This window comes from Senegalia sp. (in: firmicutes) (genome assembly GCF_052088025.1).
In the GTDB taxonomy this organism is placed as follows: Bacteria; Bacillota; Clostridia; order Tissierellales; family SIT17; genus Anaeromonas.
On the sequence record NZ_JBQCYD010000005.1, the window covers coordinates 21,003 to 38,967 of the forward strand.

The following is a 17,965-nucleotide window of genomic DNA, read 5'->3' on the forward strand; positions in this document are numbered from 1 at the left end:
ATTATATGTTTTTTATTAAAAAGCTTAAAAAAACTAAAAATAGTCCTATACTAGTTATAAAAACTTTATCTATAACTTGATTATAATAACTACTTTTATTTGGGCTAATCATATTTTCCATATCATATATATAAGCAGATATTTTATATTCACCTTTTAAACCTCTTATAATTAAACCTTTAATATCTTTATTAATTTTAAATTCCTTTATCTTATATATTATATTCTCAATATTATTTGTCAATGGATTATATGTTTTTTTAGTTATTATTGAAACTATTAACATATTAATAGAAAAGACTAATGATCTATCATCATAATATGATTTATCTAAAAATGATTGGGCATTATATGAAGGAGTGTATTCTTTTATAGATTGTCCCACTTTTGATACTCCAGCAAAATCTATTATTTTTATGCTTTTAGTATCTTTTTCAATTATGATATTGGATATATTTATATCCCAATAGATATATCCGGATTTATAAATCTCATCTAGATATGTAGATAAGTCTAAAATTTTAGCTAATATTTTTTTTATATCATTTTCTCTTGTAAAATATGTCTTTAAATCTACCCCCTCAATATATTCCATGATAAAAAAATGTTTATATACATAGTTAATATACCCATCATCTAGTTCATAAACCTTAGGGGCAAAAGAAAATGATATATTTTTTAAAAAGTTAAACTCATTTGTTATAGATCTGATATCATCTGAGCACTTTAGGGCAAATTTCTTTCCCTTTTTATCTTTTACAAGATATACCTTTCCAATACTTCCTTTGCCTAATACCTTTTCTATAGTATAGGTTTTTTTATTCCATTTTCCTGTTATTAAAGTTCCCTTTTTCATAAATCCATTCTTTTCCTATAATTATTTTCTACTTCATTAAATTCAATTATTCTAAAAGCGCCTTCTAGAGCTTCTGCAGTAGGGGTTAAACCACCTATATCTATCTTTTTTAAATTATTTTTGATTATATTTATATCATCTGTAAAATCACATATTAGCTTATAATCATTATCTTTATATGGAAATATCACTACACCTATATTATTTTTTCCTTTTCTTGATTTTAATATATGTAAAAGATTTACTATAGATTTCTTTGCTTCTTGTATTTTAAATTTCATGCTTTTAGATGTATCTAATAATATTATAGTTTTTAAATCTAATGTATCTGATAAATCCTCCATCATATTAATTACTTTTTCTCTAGAATTAGGATTAATATCTTTTATATCCTTATTCATTAAACTTTTAAGCTCATGATTGATTACTGAATTTAGTGTATTATATATGGATTTTTGTGTAGTAGTATATATTGTAGAATTTAAATTATCTAAATCTGTACTTTCAAATACTCCCTTACCAAATTGAGCTATTTGTTGCATTTCAAGTAATGTGCTTTCACTACTATTTTCATCTAATATTCCTACTACACTTATAGTAATTCCGCTTTTAACTATTGGATTTATACTATTAATTGGATTTTTCAATCCATTTGATTCTCCATCGGTAACTAAAATTATTTGCTTAAGTAATATTTTATTTTTCATTTTTTTACCCCCTATTAGCATTTGTCTAAATTATTGCCAATAGGGGGTTGATTATACTTATCTTTTTTTCCACACTTTAGTTACTAATACTGTCATATCATCTTGACTTTCTTCTGTTGATATATTGATTGAATTTTTGAGTATAGTATCAGCTATGGTCTGTGGGTTTTTACTATTTATATTCCTGATTATATTTTCCATCCACTTTTCTTTATCATCAGATTCTTCATTAGAATCTAATAGTCCATCTGACATCATAATTATAAAATCTCCATCTTCTATATTGGATTCATAGATGTTAAAATCTATTTCTTTTAATATTCCTACAGGCAATGTATGTGAGTTTATTATTTCAACCCTATCTTTTTTCTTTATAAAAGTAGGAGCTGATCCAATTTTTATAAATTGTGCATTCCCTTTATATAAATCAAGTATAGACATATCAATAGTAGTAAAGACCTCTTCATTAGATTTTAATACTAATATTGAATTTATAGTTCTAAGTGCTAATTCCTTATCATAACCTGCTTCTAAAAATTTTTCTAATAAACTTATGGTTACACTACTTTCTGCCTTTGCAGTTTCTCCTCTACCCATACCATCACTAAGTACAGCATAATAATTGTTTTGTCTTTCTCCAAACGTATAACTATCTCCTGATATATAATTTTTATTATCATAACCTACTGCAACTCTTGTAACTGAACTATATCTATTTGATTTTATTAATTTGAATTTAACTCCTTTATCATATTCTAAATCACTTGTTGAAAATCTATCCCTTATTAGTCTATATCCTATAACCTCTGATGCCACATTAATCACTTTTCTTATCATCCTCTCTTTATTTGTACTTATATTTAAATCTATATATATTTCAAACTTTCCTTCTTTTGATTCTGTTACAGTTATTTCTTTTATAGGTATATCTTCTTTTTTAAGTTCACTAAATATAGCCCTTTCTACTTCCTCCTTAAATCGTATATCACTATAAATTTCCTTTGCTAAATCTTCTATTATGGTACTTACGCCTTCTAATTGTTGAGATACCATTTGTCTACTTTCTATTATTTTTCTTTCCCATTTATAATTTAATCTATAAATCTTAAATATATTATTGATTTTTTCTATAAATTGATTTTTATTATTACATCTTTTATAAAATAATTCAGGTAAATCTATTTCAGTCATAGAACCTTTCTTTTCTAATTTAATTATTATTTCAATCATATTATTATAGGTGTTTTGAAAATCATTTTGCCAGCATATTCTATTCATAGAACATTTATTGCATATTTCATTTGCAGCAGAATCCACTAATAATGATATGTCATCTTCCTCCAATATATCTTTTTTATATGATACTTGCTTTAATATATCTGATAATTCCTTGAATACACCAGAAAATTCATTGAGTCTTCTAAATGTCATATCCTTTATTCTATTACTATAAACATCTTCTACTAAATAACCTTTATCTGCTCCTACTATTATTTTATTTCCTACTTTAGATATATTTTTTGAAATTAAAAAGAAAATTATAGAAGCTATTATCATTTCTTTAAAACCTATTAATTCCTTGGAAATACCATTTATATAAAATGACATAATTATATTTCCAATAGTAAAACCTATTATTATTCCAATCTTTCCCAAATCTTTAAATATTCCTGAAAGCAAACCAGATATAGCATATATAGATACAATATAAGGCATGTCTACTTTGGACATGGAACTTATAAGCCCCATACTTACACCCACTACAGTAGCCATACTAATTCCTCGTGTATATGCAAAGAACATTATGAGAAATACTCCTAATATATCCATTAAAGATAGATTAAATAATGATATCCCAGAGGCTCCTGTTACAGCTATTGATAACATGATTACAGAAGAAATCATTTCTTCATTAGTAAATAATCTGTTTTTTATGCTATCTAAGGAATCTACACTATATGTAAATATAAATGAGATTGCAAAAACTATAATAGCTTCAAATATAAATATCATCAAATCATATAAATAAAAGCTTGTCCCTATCATCATCATAAATTTAAAGGTAAATAATATGCTTGCTGCAAGTATTCCAAAGAACATTTTACCTTTTTTAATTTCTAATACATTCATTACAAGATATATAGTAATCATAGGTATAATGTATTTATAACTAGATAGTCCATGTACTGTGATTGTTCCAATACTTGTTGCTAGTAACATAGATATTTTAGGATTATATTTCAAAGAATACGATGTTATAAAAGCTATTCCAAAAGGTGTAAGATTACCCATTATTGAAGCTTTAGATATGAAAAATGCTAATAAAAATAATGCTATATCACTTTTTGAAATTTCCTTTTTATCTATTCCTTTTATTATAAAACTAATTATTTTTCTTTTATTCTTTTTTAGTCTTACATTATTTAATTCAGTATTTATCATTATAAAAACACCATCCTTTGCTGCTATGTATTTATATTTTAACAGTAATATGATGAAATATTTGTCGCTTATCGTTGTCTGAATACAGAAAGTTTTCGCCATTTTTTTTATAATTATTCTTTTTTATTTTTAAATTACTTAAATGAATTTTAAGACATTAAAAAAGATGTCTTAAAATGGTTACCATTTTAAGACATCTTTTTTTATATATAATAATTGCTATGATAAAACAGATAAACTGCTTTATTGGATTTAAGATTTAGAATTCATACCTTTTTTCGAATCTCTGGATTTAATTTGATCTTGTCTTTCATTACTGTCTTTTAAGAATTTAGAAAGCTTATCTTCAAAAGATAATCCTTTCATCTTTGGGTCTGCTTTTTTAGACCAATCAATTTCTTGCGGCTTATTTGTTTTAGGTTTGGCTTGTCTTATAGATAAACTAATTTTACCTTTTTCTACTGATAAAACTTTCACCTTAACCTTTTGTGCTTTTTTCAAATAATTATTTATGTCTTTAACATAATCATCAGAAACCTCAGAAATATGAACTAATCCAGTTTCACCTTCACCTAATTGGATAAAAGCTCCAAAATTAGTTATACCAGTAACTACTCCTTCGACAATACTGTTTACTTTAACGGGCATAAATACAATACTCCTCCTTTTAATATCTCTCTACTAATTCTACTAAAGTATATATTAATATTTAATATATGTCAATATTATAACTATTTTAATCTTCTTTATCAAATATGTTTTTTAGCTTGTTTTTATCTATGTATATTATTTCATTTGGCTTTACCATGAAAAGTTCTTCTCTTGCTACATTTTCTATATGTTGTAAAATGTTTTTATATTCTTTTTTTTGTTTTTCATTATCAAGGGAATCTATATAAGAAATTGGATTTTTAGCAGATGATATTTTGTTTAAATATTCTGCCTTCTTGCCCTTATCTTCTATGAATTTTTCCAACTCCTGTTTTTCATTTTGTTCTTTTTTAATATTAGAATCTAAATTATTTATTTCAAATTCTTGGCGTATGAAAATACTAGCTAAATAAACAACTAATACTAACATTAAAATATATTTTATTTTAAATTTCTTTTTTTTATTTTTCATATTAGGTCCCCTATTCCTAATTATTGTAATACCTAATTACATTATATGCTATATTTTATAAAATTTAAAGAGATAAACAAAAGAATATTAATCTTTTTTTATAAATATACATTTAGATTTACTTTTTATTTTTCCAATAATCTTTCTATACCCATTTTTATTCTTTTTTAATATTTTCTTAATAAATCTTTTTTTTATATTTATGACCTTTTTTAGGGGAAAAAGGATAATAAATATAATTTTTCTAAAAACTTTTACAATAATATTACTTAAAAATATTTTATAAAGAATTCCTCCAACTAAAAAACCAAGAAATACATACCATCTAAGTTCAGCCCAGTTACTATAAAACAAGAAAAATAAAACAATTATAGAAACTAATATAAAAAAAATAGTATCTCCTATTATAGTAGCAATTTTTTTAGGATTAATAAAATATCTAAAGAGTCTATATAAATCATATATGAAACCTATGAATATTCCACCTAAAGTTAATTTAAGAAATATATAAAATTGTTCTAATACCAAATTCGACATGCTACTCCTCCAGTTAAAACTATTTAAACATTTTCTTTAAAAAATTACCTTCCTTTGATCCTAAACTAGTTTTATTACTATAGGTTAGAGATTCTATCAAACCTTCAATTTTTACATTTCCATCTTCTAAATTCAATTTACTGATATTTAAATTTTCACCTTTTATAGTTAAAGAACCCCTTAGCGTATATATCACTATCTGAGTTTCATTAAAACTTTCTACTTGTTCCACCCCTGATACATTTAGTTTCTCTCTGTTTTCTAAAGATAAATTTTGTAATTTCATCTCTCTTTCCATATTATCCCCTCCATTAACCTATAGAATAAGATATGAAATCAAATGCTAGTTTATTACAAAGTAAAGTAAAAATCACTCCATAAATTCTAAATGAATTTATGGAGTGATTTTATTGTATTATTTTATACATTTCACTAGCTTTGCCTTTTGGTGCATGATCTAGAAGCTCTAAAACTTCTATTTCCATTTTATTATTGCCAAAGTTAATTTCGATTCTATCACCTACAGAAACTTCAGAGCCTGCTTTTGCACTATTACCATTTATAAGTACACGACCAGTATCACATGCTTCTTTTGCTACAGTTCTTCTTTTTATAATTCTAGAATTCTTTAAAAATTTATCTATTCTCAATAAATTCACCTCTTAATAATTAATATATTTTAATTTTATAATATTAACAAGTATATTTCAACTTAAAGATGTAAATCTCTCTTTGGGTAAAATAAAAATGTACTTATTATTCCTATAGCTATTATAATTAAAGATATAACTATATATTCTAATTTTAGATTTAAATTTCCTGCTATATATGATGCTTTGAAGTACTCAAATGGTGTAATATACTTCAAAAAGTTTAATTTATCTGTTAGGCCTATGAGTACTGATATTATATATGTTACTAGCAAAATAGTAAGTGAAATATTCCCTGATTTTTTATATCTTTTTATTACTGAAGCTATACTCATTCCAATACTTAAAAATATTAATTGACTTATAAAGATTCCAATAAATAAAAGTGATAAGAATTTATAATATTCATTACTAGGATTGTATCTCATTGATATTATAATAATAGTCAAAACCGTTACTACATTTAAACTTATAAGTTCTAAAGTAGCTGCTATTATTTTGTTTAATATAACTTTTTTTCTTGAAATTGGAAGTGTAAATAAAAATTCAGCTGTCTTATCTCTTTCTTCCTTTGAAATGATAGAACTACCTAAAAGACTTGCATGAATTGAAAGTGGTAAATATATATATAGGGATATAAGACTGATAAAGCCCGTTAAAGTAGTCATATCAGCATCCAAAAAGCCTAGTGCAGATAACATTGCATCTGGAAATGAATCAAGCACATCATTTATAGCAGGACTATCCCTAAATGCATCAAACTCAGTCATAACTGCTATAATCAGTAAAATCATAGATATAGACCATATGATAATGGATTTAAAATCAGATTCTAATTCTCTTTTAATTATATTCATGTTTTCACCTCACTTATAATGAATGAATATCTCGTTTTATATATAAATTATAGCTAGCTATAAAAGATATTGTTATAACTATTAAAGCTATAACTAAAAGAGATAAATTATATTGACCATTTTTCAAAATATATCCTGGTTCAAAATAATAAAATGGTGTCATATATCCTAAAATATCACTAGATAGTATTCCACTTATAGAATTAATAACATAAAAACCTATTGAAATACCAAGAGAATAGCTTGTTACAGAGCGTATTTTACTTACAATTACAGATATAAACATTCCAATTCCAAGGAAAAACAATTGAAAGATTGGTATTGTACTAAGTAAAATGATTACATTTATTTTATTATAACTTTCTCCATTATTAAACAATTCAAGTGCTATGAAACTTGAAATAGATACTATTAATGTGGTTATTAATAAGCTTAAAAAGCTAGCAAAAAATTTAGCAAAATAAATCTCTTTTCTAGAAATAGGTTTGCTCATTAAAAAATCTGCTGTTAATTCTCTTTCTTCTTCTGAAAGGATAGAAAACCCATAATTAGCACTTTGTATAGCAATAGCAAGTTCTATCATACTAAATGTAAGGGCAAAATATCCTATCAATGTAGTAAAAGAAAGTCCTTGCTGCATACCAAATGCCTGTAAAAATTCATCGGGCAGACTTTGCATAAGCTCATTAAAGCCCTCTGCATCTGAGACTAAACCTGGAAAAAAAGCCATGTAAAATATCATAAATGCTGCTAGAGAAATAGACCATATAAGAATGGATTTTCTTTTCATTTTAAATTCATGTTTAAATATATTCATATTTTCCACCTACCTATAATAGTGCATAAATACTTCTTCTAAAGTCGGCTCTTCTATGACGACATCTTTTACATTTATTTTATTTATTATGCTAATCATTTTATTTATATCACCTTTATAAAATAAACTTATTTCATCATCACCTTTTTCCAAATTACTTATACCATCAATATTGAATATTTCTTTATTTAAATTTTCTCCTATAATTAAGACCTTTTTATAATTATTTTCTCTTAAAGTTTTTATATCTTCAACCTCTATGATATTACCTTTTCTTATTATGGCTACTCTATTACATAATTCTTGAACTTCTGATAATATATGTGATGAAAAAAATACTGTTGCTCCTTTTTCATTTTCTTCTCTTATTATATCAAAGAATTTTTGTTGCATAAGTGGATCAAGTCCTGATGTAGGTTCATCAAGTATTATAAGCTTGGGCTCATGTAAAAGTCCTTGAACTATACCTACCTTCTTCTTATTCCCATATGATAAATCTTCAATTTTTCTATCTAAATCTAATTCCATAATCTCTGATAAGTCTTTTATCCTTTTTCTATGATCCCCCTTATAAAAACTTGCAGAATAATTTAATAGTTCTTTTACTTTCATCTTCTCATAATAAAATATTTCTGATGGAAGGTAGCCTATTTTTTCTCTTATTTCAGGACCATGTTCAATTACATCTTTTCCAAATATTTTAGCACTTCCTTTGCTTGGATATATAAGATTTAGTAATAATCTTATAGTTGTAGACTTTCCAGCTCCATTTGGTCCTATGAAGCCAAAAATTTCTCCTTCAAAGACTTTTAAGTTTACATCTTCTATACCTATAGATTTACCATAATATTTTGTTAAACTATTTATCTCTATTATATTCATATATACCTCCAATTCATTGACTTGCTTGGTCAATAATAGAATATCATATATTTTTATTCTAATCAATATAAATAAAAAACTTTGCTGATTTAATCAACAAAGTTTTAAAATTTATTTATTTATTATTTACTGTTTCTTTTAAAGTTTTACCTGCTTTAAATACTGGTGCTTTTGAAGCTGGTATTTGAATTTTTTCTTCAGGATTTCTTGGATTTCTTCCTTCTCTAGCTTTTCTTTGTCTAACCTCAAAAGTTCCAAAGCCAACTAATTGAACTTTTTCTTCATCGACTAAAGCTTCCTCTACACTCTTTATAAATGCATTTAATGCAGCTTCTGCATCCTTTTTAGTTAACCCACTTTTTTCTGACATACTTGTGATTAATTCTGCTTTGTTCATTAATAATTCCTCCTTAATTTATCTTTTAAGTATTGATTTATAAAATCCATTATATAATGGATTAAAAAAGCTATAAATAGCTTATTTTAATTTTTTTGCTTGATTCCAAAGTATATCCATATCCTCTAAGCTAGTTTTTTCAAGTTGCTTACCTTCTTTAACTAAAGTATCTTCTATATATTTAAATCTAAATATAAACTTATTAATTGTCCTATTTAGAGCTATATGCGGATTGACTTCTAAAAATCTAGAAAAATTTACTATAGCAAATAATAAATCTCCAAATTCATCTTCTATATCATCAAAAGTATTTGAATCTATTGCTAGTTTTAGTTCTTCTATTTCTTCTTTTATCTTTTCATAAGCTTCTTCTTTATAATCCCAATCAAAGCCTACTTTTGCTGCCTTTTTCTGAATTTTATAAGCTTTTAAAAGCATTGGAAAATCTTTTGGTATACTCATCATACTTTCACTTATACTTTCTATACCCTTAGATTTGTTTTTTAATTTATCCCACTTATAATTAATTTCATCTATATCTTTTGTAGACTCACCTGAAAAAACATGAGGATGTCTATAGATCATCTTATCTGAAATTCCATTTATGACATTCCAAATATTAAAGTATCCTTCTTCTTTAGCTATTTGACTATGAAAAACTATCTGTAATAATAAATCTCCTAATTCTTCTTCTAATGAATCAACATCATTATTATCAATAGCATCAATAACTTCATAGGCTTCTTCTACTAAATATGCTCTTAAAGATTCATGAGTTTGTTCATTATCAAAAGCACATCCATCTTTACTTCTTAATCTTTCCATAATATCTATAAGATTATTCATATCATAGTTTCTTTTATCATCTTTAGTCTTAGATATATAAATCAAAGTATTATGATTATATTCATCTAATCTATCCAATTTATAAATAGGTATGGAAAAACACTTGTCTTTATCAGAAAAATCATTTATAACTTTTATCCTATAATCTTCCTTATAAACTTCCTCTAAATGTATTTTAACTTCTGATGCAATAATATTATCATAAATACCAAAAATTATCAAATCACTATTTATATCTAATTGTGTGGGTTTAAGTTCTAAAGCATCAATTATTTTAACATTATTTGTAATAGGCTTTTCTAATATATCATATATCTTTTCTAAAAATCCACCATTATTGAAAATTTTTATTTCAATTTCATTTTTAAATTTTTTTTCTAGTAACATTTCAGTAACTTTATCAAAAAGTGCTGGAGTTTTTGGAACGCAATAATTAATAACTGAATACTCTTTAGCCTTTTGTATCAAATCTTCTGATATTATATTATATACATTATCAAAATCTTCTTCAGATTCATATATTTCATCATATGATAAAAAATCAATTTTATTTTGTATCAAATATTCTGTCGCAGGACTTTTATCAGTTCTAAAAAAGTTTTTGTGATTTTTAATTAAATTAATACTTTTTAAAGTCAAATCATCTATATCACCAAAACCTAAACCAATTATATTTATCTTAGCCATAAAAACCTCCATAAGCCTTAAAAGTAGTTATCTAAACCTCTTTATAAGTATATTGCTTAAATTAAATAAAATCAAGTACTATCTTCTAAGTAAACCTATTTTTTTAAGTTTGTTAGATAATTTAGTGCCTCCAGGTAGTAATTCAAAATCCTTGCTGGTGATTGTAGAGGTAAGAAGTAGAGCAAATAAGTAACTTATTCCTCCAAATCCTATAGAAACAACTGTTGCTAGTTTAAGTCCTATAAAGCCTTCAAATATATTATAAGTAATGGCTACAACTATACTCATTATGGCTACTGATAGTACTGGTTTTAAAAATATATCCATTAAATTGAAACGAATTTTTGCATATTTCCTAACTGCTCTTAAATTCAAAAAAGATGCTATTACATAAGCTATAATGGTACTTATAGCTGCACCTTTAACTCCAATTCCTGGTATTCCAGTTAATACATATACTATAACTACCTTTGCAAGTGCACCTATTATAAGGTTTCTAACAGGTATAAATGCTTTACCCATACCTTGTAATATGGCAGTTAAAGATTGTACTAAAGTTAAAAATATTACACTAAATGATAATACTTTTAAAATAGATCCTGCACTTTCTTGTACTTCTAAAGGATTAGAAAAATATAATAGCTTTATAATTGGCTCTGCTAATATAAAAAGCCCCATAGCAGCAGGAAGACCTATAAGTAGTGTTACTCTTATGCCTGATGTTGCAGTTTTTTTAATCTCAGAAAAGTTTTTTCGTGCAAATGCAGTTGATATTGCAGGTACAAGGCTTGCTCCTATTGCAACTGAAAAAACTTGTGGGAAGTTTATTAAAGTTTGTGCCATTCCTGTAAGCTGCCCATATAAGCCTGAAGCTTCTTTTTGAGTGTAACCTATATCTTGAAGTCTTCTCATAACTATAGCTACATCTATTGCACCAAAAAGGGGTACAACTGAAGCTCCAATAGTAATAGGTATAGCTATTATTAATATGTTTCTTATTATTTTGGATGTATCTTCTTTTTCAAACTTTTCAGATCTTCTTATTTGTTTTCTTATCTTTTTTCTTCTTTTCATATAAATATATATAATAACTAAACTTCCAAAGAATCCTCCAGCTGAAGCACCAAATGATGCACCTCCTGCAGCCATTGGCAGCCCTTTATCTAGATTAAGAAGTACTGCTACTAATGCTAATCCTATTCCCACTCTTGCAATTTGCTCTATAACTTGAGATATTGCAGTAGGAGTCATATCCTGTCTACCTTGAAAATATCCTCTAAATGCAGACATTATAGGCGTGAATAAAAGTGCTGGTGCTAGTGCTATGAGTGCATAATAAGCATTTGTATTTTCTAATTTTCCAACTATGAATTTTGCCCCAAAAAATACAAATGATGAAGTTAATACCCCTCCAATTAAAAGACCTATAAAAGATATTCTAAATACCCTCTGAGCACCTCTGTAATCTCCAATTGAATTCTTCTCTGAAACTAATTTTGCAATAGCAACAGGTATGCCTGCTGTTGAAAGTGCAAACATAAGAGTATAAATCGGATATGCTGTTTGATAATATCCTATACCAGTATCCCCTATCATATTTGCAAGAGGGATTCTATATACTGCTCCTAATATTTTAACAAGAAATCCTGCTATACTGAGTATAGCAGCTCCTTTTAAAAAATTATCTTTACTCATTCATTTTTCCTCCTAATATTATCTAAAAAACTAATATATAGATTATATCAGAAACATCAAAGGAATAAAACTAAAAATACCTGCCATAAGGCAGGCTTTTTATTGTTCCATTTGTTTTGATAAAAATCTAGATGCAGTTTCACAAAGTTTAACTTCAAGTTCTGCCATTTTTTCATTAGATTCTTTAGTTAATAATATCACAGATCCAATAGGATCTCCTTGAGTTACTATTGGAGATATTACTTGAGAAGTATACTCTTCTGGACTATATTCATCTATTGTTATACGTATAGGTTTTGTATTTCCTTCAGTTAAATAAACTTCTTTTCCTTCAATTAATTTTTCAAGTTCTGGGCTTAATCTTTTATTTAAATATGCTTTTTTGGATCCTCCACATATAGAAATGATATTATCTCTATCTGTTATGAGTGTAATGTGGCCTGTAGTTTCATTTAAAGATGATGCATATTCACTTGCAAATTCATTTAATTCACCTATAGGTGAATATTTTTTTAATATTACTTCTCCTTGCCTATCAGTGAATATCTCTAAAGGATCCCCTTCTCTTATTCTAAGAGTCCTTCTAATTTCCTTTGGAACAACCACTCTTCCTAAATCATCTATTCTTCTAACTATTCCTGTAGCTTTCATCTTCTACCTCCTGTTAAGTTTGTTATGTAGTCAAGTTAGAGTTATTATATTACTATTTGCCATATTTTATACATACTAGATATTTTTTTCTAAAAAAATAAGCCACCATATTGATATGGTAGCTTATAAATAACTTTGATTATTCTTCTTTATCTTCTTCTTTTTTATCTGAATCTTCTTCTTTTGCATCCTTATTTTCTGCATCTTCTTCTTTATTTTCTTCTTCTTTGTCTTTTTTATTCTTTTCTGCTTCTTTTTCAAAATCTATTAATATCTCTGTATCTGCTTTATCTATTAACTTTTGAGCTTCTTCATTGAATTTCTCTACTTTTAATTTTTCTTTTATTTCTTCTTCATTTGCTTCTAGCCCTTTTTTCTCATCAGTGACTTTTATTATATGATATCCAAATTCACTTTTTACAGGATCTGATATTTCATCTTTTTTAAGCTTAAATGCAGCATCTTTAAATTCAGGAACTAACTGCGCATCTCTGCCAAAGAAACCTAAATCCCCAGCATTTTGTTCTGCACTAGGATCTATAGATTTTTCTTTTGCAAGTTCTCCAATATCTTCACCTGATTCTAATTGTTCTTTTATTTCTTTAGCTTCTTCTTCAGTTTTCACTAAGATATGACTTGCTTGAATCTTATCATATGCTTCTTTATTTGCTTCATATTCTTTTTTTATAGCATTTTCATCTATATCAACTATTTCATCTATTAACTTGTTGATTTTCATACCTTGCTTATACATTTCTTCGAAATACTCTTCTGATATTCCTAATTGTTCTAAATAAGATTTGAAATTTTCATCCTTTTCTTCGCTTCCTCTAAATTCTTCTAATTCTTTATCTAATTCTTTATCTGTTATCTTTATATCTTTTTTATCTGCTTCTTGAAGTAATACTTTTTGATTTACTAAATCTTGTAATGAAGACTGCTTTAATTGTTGTTCATAAGTAAATTCACTACCTTCAATTACTTGATCCCACATCTCAGGAGCAATATATCCACTAAGTTCTGCTTCCTTTTTTCTATAATCTACATGTTTATCTAGTTCAGATTCAGTAATTCTTTCATCATTAATCTTTGCTACTGCAACCCCTTCTTCTTTCTTATCATCACTACATGCAAAAAGGAATGTCGTTACTGTAATTAAAATTACAAGTAATAATATCATGCCCTTATTTTTATTCAAATTTACCATCTCCTTAAAATTTATCCTACATTTAATTATTATATATCATTTTTTCCATTTCTCAAACTATCTATTTTCTCAAATATTTGTTCTAACTTAGTAAGTATCTTGTCTTGACTTATATTATTAAGTTTATATTTCACAGACGGTTTACTAGATAAATCAAATGTCATATTTCTACCAAATATCTCATATAAACCATTTATAATCTCTGGAGTCATATTAGAATTTTTATCAAATTCAAGTATAAGCATATCATCCTTTTGTGATAAGTTTGTGAACAAGAGTTTATTTGCAAGACCTTTTATATATCCAATCCTAAGTAAATTATCCACAGGCCTTGGAAGATCTCCATATCTATCTATTAATTCTTCTAATAAGTCATTATATTCTTCCTTGTTTTCTATTGTTGTAATTCTCTTATACATCCTGATTTTTTGTTCTGTACTTTCAATATACCTATCTGGAATAAATCCATCTACACTTATATCAACTGTAGTTTCTACTAAGGATTTGTCTACATTCCCCTTTAGTTTATTTACAGTTTCTTCAAGGTATTTTACATATAAATCATAGCCTACAAGTGTCATGTGACCATGTTGCTCTGCACCTAAAATATTTCCTGCTCCCCTTATTTCTAAATCCCTCATAGCAATTTTAAAACCCGATCCAAATTCTGTGAATTCCTTTATGGCCTTTAATCTCTTTTCTGCTACTTCTGTAAGCACCTTATCCTTTTCATAAGTAAAATAAGCAAAGGCTATTCTATTTGATCTACCAACTCTACCTCTTAATTGGTAAAGTTGAGATAAGCCCATCTTATCTGCATCATGTATTATCATAGTATTTACATTTGAAATATCAAGTCCGGTTTCAATTATAGTAGTACATACTAAAACATCATATTCGCCATCCATGAAATCAAGCATTACTTTTTCAAGTTCTCTTTCACTCATTTGACCATGGCCTACAGCTATTCTTGCTTCAGGTATTAATTCATTTAACCTAGCAGCCATTTTTTTAATCCCACGAACTCTATTATATACAAAATATACCTGACCATTTCTATTGATTTCTTTAATTATAGCTTCGCGGATCATATTCTCCTTATATTCAACCACATAGGTTTGAACCGGATATCTTTCTTCGGGTGGTTCTTCTATTACTGACATGTCCCTTGCTCCTATAAGGGCCATATGAAGGGTTCTAGGTATTGGTGTAGCTGTTAAGGTTAATACATCTACTGATTCTTTTATTTCTTTTATACTTTCCTTATGTTTTACTCCAAATCTTTGTTCTTCATCTACTATTAAAAGACCTAGGTCCTTATATTTTACATCTTTATTTAATAATCTGTGCGTCCCTACAATTATATCTATATTACCACTTTTAAGATCTCTAATTATCTCTTTTTGCCTCTTAGGTGTCCTAAATCTACTTAGCATTTCTATATTGATTGGAAAGTCACTAAATCTCTCTACCATAGTATTAAAATGTTGTTGGGCAAGTATGGTAGTGGGTACAAGTATAGATACTTGTTTTCCGTCTAAGGTAGCTTTAAATGCTGCCCTTAGTGCTACTTCAGTCTTCCCATATCCTACATCTCCACATAATAACCTATCCATAGGAGAGGGATTTTCCATATCTTCTTTAATGTCTTCTATAGATTTAAGTTGATCATTAGTTTCCTCATAAGGAAATGTATCTTCAAATTGATTTTGCCAAGGCTGATCTTTTGAAAAACTAAATCCTTTCACCGTACTTCTCTTTGCATAGAGTTGTAATAGATCTATTGCCATTTCTTTTATTGCTTTTTTAACTTTGTTTTTTGTTCTAGACCATTCTCCACTGCCCAGTTTAGATACCTTGGCTTTTCCTGCATCTTGACCAATATATTTTTGTATTAAATCCATTTGTTCTACTGGTATATATAATCGATCTTCTCCTGAATATTTAACAGATAAATAATCTTTTTTTATACCATCTACTGCTAATTGTTCCATCCCAATATATTTACCTATACCATGGTTTTCATGTACTACATAATCTCCTACTTTTAAATCTCTAAAAGAATTTATTTTCTTTTGATCTTTTTTATCTCTTTTACTTCTTTTTCTTTTTATAGTGCCAAAAACTTCTTTATCACTTATTATCATAAATTTAATGTCTGGATATTCAAAGCCTTGAGATATTGTTCCAGGAACTATTACTATCTGTCCTGTTTTAATATCTATGTTATAATCAGAGGAAAATGATACTTGTATACCTTCTTCTTTTAAATTATCTCTAAGTCTTTTACCTCTATCTTCAGTGCCTGATAATATAATGATTTTATAGCCTTTATAGGTAAGCCTATTTAGTTCATCTTTTAATATATCTATTTTATTATGAAAAGCTTGAACAGATTTAGTAGAAATGCTTATTATTTTTTTAGGCTTAAAGTTTTTATTGTTTTTTAAAAGTCCTGTTATTGTAAGTATGTTCTTTTCTTTTAATAGTTCAATCATGTCTTCATAATCACAAAAAATATTTTTATGAGAATTTAATACTTCCCCAGATTCATAAAGTTCCCTATACTTTTCTAAGAATTCTTCATTTAATGATTTCATATTTTCATCTATTCTATTTGGTTCATCTATTAAAATAGAAACATTATTTTTGAAAAAATCTATTACATTGGATAAATCATTGATCATATATGGAAGAACAATATCTGAGTTTTCTATAGAAAGATTATTATTTATCTTCTCTATATAGAATTCAAATTTATCATTTAATTTTTCTGACTTTAATTCTTCCTTACTATTTTTAAATTTAGATAAAGTTTTCTTCAACTCTTTTTTTATCTGATTTTCTATATCATTTTTAGAGTCTTCTTCTATGAATATTTCTTTTGCAGGTGTTATTGTAGCTATAGTATAATTTTCTATCGACCTTTGATCCTTCAAACTAAATGTTCTTATAGAATCTACTTCATCATCAAAAAGTTCAATTCTGTAAGGATCTTCACTTGTGGTAGGGAAAAAATCAATTATTCCACCCCTTATACTAAATTGAGCCTCACTTTCTATCATGTCAACTCTTTCGTATCCTTGAATTACTAATGAATTTATAATATCATTTAATATTAATTTTTCTCCGAACTTTATTTCTTTTTTATATTTTTTAAATATATTCTTCTTCATAACCCTATTTAATATTGATTCCATAGATGCAACCACTATTATATTTTCATCATTTATAAGTTTATCAAGTACTTTTATCCTTTGATTTGATATATCATTACTTACTGCATCAAAATCATAAAGCACTAATTGACGCGATGGAAAAAGCTCAGAATTTTTCACATCAAATAATGCTAAATCTTCTATTATAGATTTAGCTCTTAATTCATCATAAGTTATTATAAGTACCTGTCTTTTCATGTCTTCTTTCATAGCATATGCCATGTGAGATATGTTTTCTCTTGATAAGCCATGAAGGGATATTGGTGATATATCTTTTTTAAAATCTTTTATTATTTCATTATAAGAAGAAAGATTTTTTAGTTGTTCTTTAAATACATTCATATACTCGCTCCTTAAATACCTTTAGCCTAGGATGACTATCCTAGGCCTAAT

At 26.5% G+C, this 17,965-nt stretch carries 17 protein-coding genes; all 17 read right to left on the reverse strand.

Translation table 11 applies throughout. The annotated features are described in order from the left end of the window. Window position 1: 1 nt before the first annotated feature. Window positions 2-856, reverse strand: coding sequence for a protein kinase domain-containing protein (locus ACTHUW_RS02190; RefSeq protein WP_442198285.1), 855 nt, complete (start codon window positions 854-856; stop codon window positions 2-4). Then, entirely contained in the window at window positions 853-1,563 is a 711-nt protein-coding gene (locus tag ACTHUW_RS02195; RefSeq protein ID WP_442210939.1) for a VWA domain-containing protein, read from the reverse strand. Before ACTHUW_RS02195 ends, ACTHUW_RS02190 begins: the two co-directional genes overlap by 4 nt. Window positions 1,564-1,620: 57 nt before the next feature. After that, entirely contained in the window at window positions 1,621-4,005 is a 2,385-nt protein-coding gene (spoIIE, locus tag ACTHUW_RS02200) for a stage II sporulation protein E (RefSeq protein ID WP_442198283.1), read from the reverse strand. A 252-nt stretch (window positions 4,006-4,257) separates the two neighbouring features. Continuing rightward, window positions 4,258-4,653, reverse strand: coding sequence for a S1 RNA-binding domain-containing protein (locus tag ACTHUW_RS02205; protein WP_442198027.1), 396 nt, complete (start codon window positions 4,651-4,653; stop codon window positions 4,258-4,260). An 88-nt stretch (window positions 4,654-4,741) separates the two neighbouring features. After that, complete coding sequence (locus ACTHUW_RS02210; RefSeq protein WP_442198026.1) at window positions 4,742-5,128, reverse strand: hypothetical protein; 387 nt, start codon at window positions 5,126-5,128, stop codon at window positions 4,742-4,744. Between the two features lie 87 nt (window positions 5,129-5,215). Beyond that, a complete protein-coding gene (gene yabQ / locus ACTHUW_RS02215) occupies window positions 5,216-5,665 on the reverse strand; it encodes a spore cortex biosynthesis protein YabQ (protein WP_442198025.1) in 450 nt (149 codons plus the stop codon). 19 nt (window positions 5,666-5,684) lie between these two features. Further along, window positions 5,685-5,963, reverse strand: coding sequence for a sporulation protein YabP (gene yabP, locus ACTHUW_RS02220; RefSeq protein ID WP_442198024.1), 279 nt, complete (start codon window positions 5,961-5,963; stop codon window positions 5,685-5,687). Window positions 5,964-6,072: 109 nt separating this feature from the next. Continuing rightward, window positions 6,073-6,315: an RNA-binding S4 domain-containing protein gene (locus ACTHUW_RS02225; RefSeq protein WP_442198023.1), complete on the reverse strand. Its 243-nt coding sequence runs from the start codon at window positions 6,313-6,315 to the stop codon at window positions 6,073-6,075. A 62-nt stretch (window positions 6,316-6,377) separates the two neighbouring features. Next, a complete protein-coding gene (locus ACTHUW_RS02230) occupies window positions 6,378-7,172 on the reverse strand; it encodes an ABC transporter permease subunit (RefSeq protein ID WP_442210323.1) in 795 nt (264 codons plus the stop codon). A 13-nt stretch (window positions 7,173-7,185) separates the two neighbouring features. Next, window positions 7,186-7,989, reverse strand: a complete 804-nt coding sequence (locus tag ACTHUW_RS02235; RefSeq protein WP_442198021.1) for an ABC transporter permease subunit — start codon at window positions 7,987-7,989, stop codon at window positions 7,186-7,188. 9 nt (window positions 7,990-7,998) lie between these two features. Then, window positions 7,999-8,871, reverse strand: a complete 873-nt coding sequence (locus ACTHUW_RS02240) for an ATP-binding cassette domain-containing protein (protein WP_442198020.1) — start codon at window positions 8,869-8,871, stop codon at window positions 7,999-8,001. A gap of 115 nt (window positions 8,872-8,986) precedes the next feature. Continuing rightward, window positions 8,987-9,268 carry an HU family DNA-binding protein gene (locus tag ACTHUW_RS02245; protein WP_442198019.1) on the reverse strand — a complete coding sequence of 94 codons (282 nt, stop codon included), beginning with the start codon at window positions 9,266-9,268 and terminating at the stop codon, window positions 8,987-8,989. Between the two features lie 81 nt (window positions 9,269-9,349). After that, complete coding sequence (gene mazG, locus ACTHUW_RS02250; protein ID WP_442198018.1) at window positions 9,350-10,801, reverse strand: nucleoside triphosphate pyrophosphohydrolase; 1,452 nt, start codon at window positions 10,799-10,801, stop codon at window positions 9,350-9,352. A gap of 78 nt (window positions 10,802-10,879) precedes the next feature. Next, window positions 10,880-12,496: a putative polysaccharide biosynthesis protein gene (locus ACTHUW_RS02255; RefSeq protein ID WP_442198017.1), complete on the reverse strand. Its 1,617-nt coding sequence runs from the start codon at window positions 12,494-12,496 to the stop codon at window positions 10,880-10,882. A 99-nt stretch (window positions 12,497-12,595) separates the two neighbouring features. Beyond that, window positions 12,596-13,147, reverse strand: coding sequence for a stage V sporulation protein T (spoVT, locus tag ACTHUW_RS02260; RefSeq protein ID WP_442198016.1), 552 nt, complete (start codon window positions 13,145-13,147; stop codon window positions 12,596-12,598). A gap of 139 nt (window positions 13,148-13,286) precedes the next feature. Further along, window positions 13,287-14,345: a peptidylprolyl isomerase gene (locus ACTHUW_RS02265; protein WP_442198015.1), complete on the reverse strand. Its 1,059-nt coding sequence runs from the start codon at window positions 14,343-14,345 to the stop codon at window positions 13,287-13,289. Window positions 14,346-14,383: 38 nt separating this feature from the next. Beyond that, complete coding sequence (mfd, locus tag ACTHUW_RS02270) at window positions 14,384-17,914, reverse strand: transcription-repair coupling factor (RefSeq protein WP_442212428.1); 3,531 nt, start codon at window positions 17,912-17,914, stop codon at window positions 14,384-14,386. Window positions 17,915-17,965: the final 51 nt, after the last annotated feature.

What these genes read in the sequence shown, in the direction of transcription:
- ACTHUW_RS02190 (WP_442198285.1), bottom strand. Translation starts at nt 856, where the DNA reads ATGAAAAAGGGAACTTTAATAACAGGAAAATGGAATAAAAAAACCTAT.
- ACTHUW_RS02195 (WP_442210939.1), bottom strand. Translation starts at nt 1,563, where the DNA reads ATGAAAAATAAAATATTACTTAAGCAAATAATTTTAGTTACCGATGGA.
- spoIIE (WP_442198283.1), bottom strand. Translation starts at nt 4,005, where the DNA reads ATGATAAATACTGAATTAAATAATGTAAGACTAAAAAAGAATAAAAGA.
- ACTHUW_RS02205 (WP_442198027.1), bottom strand. Translation starts at nt 4,653, where the DNA reads ATGCCCGTTAAAGTAAACAGTATTGTCGAAGGAGTAGTTACTGGTATA.
- ACTHUW_RS02210 (WP_442198026.1), bottom strand. Translation starts at nt 5,128, where the DNA reads ATGAAAAATAAAAAAAAGAAATTTAAAATAAAATATATTTTAATGTTA.
- yabQ (WP_442198025.1), bottom strand. Translation starts at nt 5,665, where the DNA reads ATGTCGAATTTGGTATTAGAACAATTTTATATATTTCTTAAATTAACT.
- yabP (WP_442198024.1), bottom strand. Translation starts at nt 5,963, where the DNA reads ATGGAAAGAGAGATGAAATTACAAAATTTATCTTTAGAAAACAGAGAG.
- ACTHUW_RS02230 (WP_442210323.1), bottom strand. Translation starts at nt 7,172, where the DNA reads ATGAATATAATTAAAAGAGAATTAGAATCTGATTTTAAATCCATTATC.
- ACTHUW_RS02235 (WP_442198021.1), bottom strand. Translation starts at nt 7,989, where the DNA reads ATGAATATATTTAAACATGAATTTAAAATGAAAAGAAAATCCATTCTT.
- ACTHUW_RS02240 (WP_442198020.1), bottom strand. Translation starts at nt 8,871, where the DNA reads ATGAATATAATAGAGATAAATAGTTTAACAAAATATTATGGTAAATCT.
- ACTHUW_RS02245 (WP_442198019.1), bottom strand. Translation starts at nt 9,268, where the DNA reads ATGAACAAAGCAGAATTAATCACAAGTATGTCAGAAAAAAGTGGGTTA.
- mazG (WP_442198018.1), bottom strand. Translation starts at nt 10,801, where the DNA reads ATGGCTAAGATAAATATAATTGGTTTAGGTTTTGGTGATATAGATGAT.
- ACTHUW_RS02255 (WP_442198017.1), bottom strand. Translation starts at nt 12,496, where the DNA reads ATGAGTAAAGATAATTTTTTAAAAGGAGCTGCTATACTCAGTATAGCA.
- spoVT (WP_442198016.1), bottom strand. Translation starts at nt 13,147, where the DNA reads ATGAAAGCTACAGGAATAGTTAGAAGAATAGATGATTTAGGAAGAGTG.
- mfd (WP_442212428.1), bottom strand. Translation starts at nt 17,914, where the DNA reads ATGAATGTATTTAAAGAACAACTAAAAAATCTTTCTTCTTATAATGAA.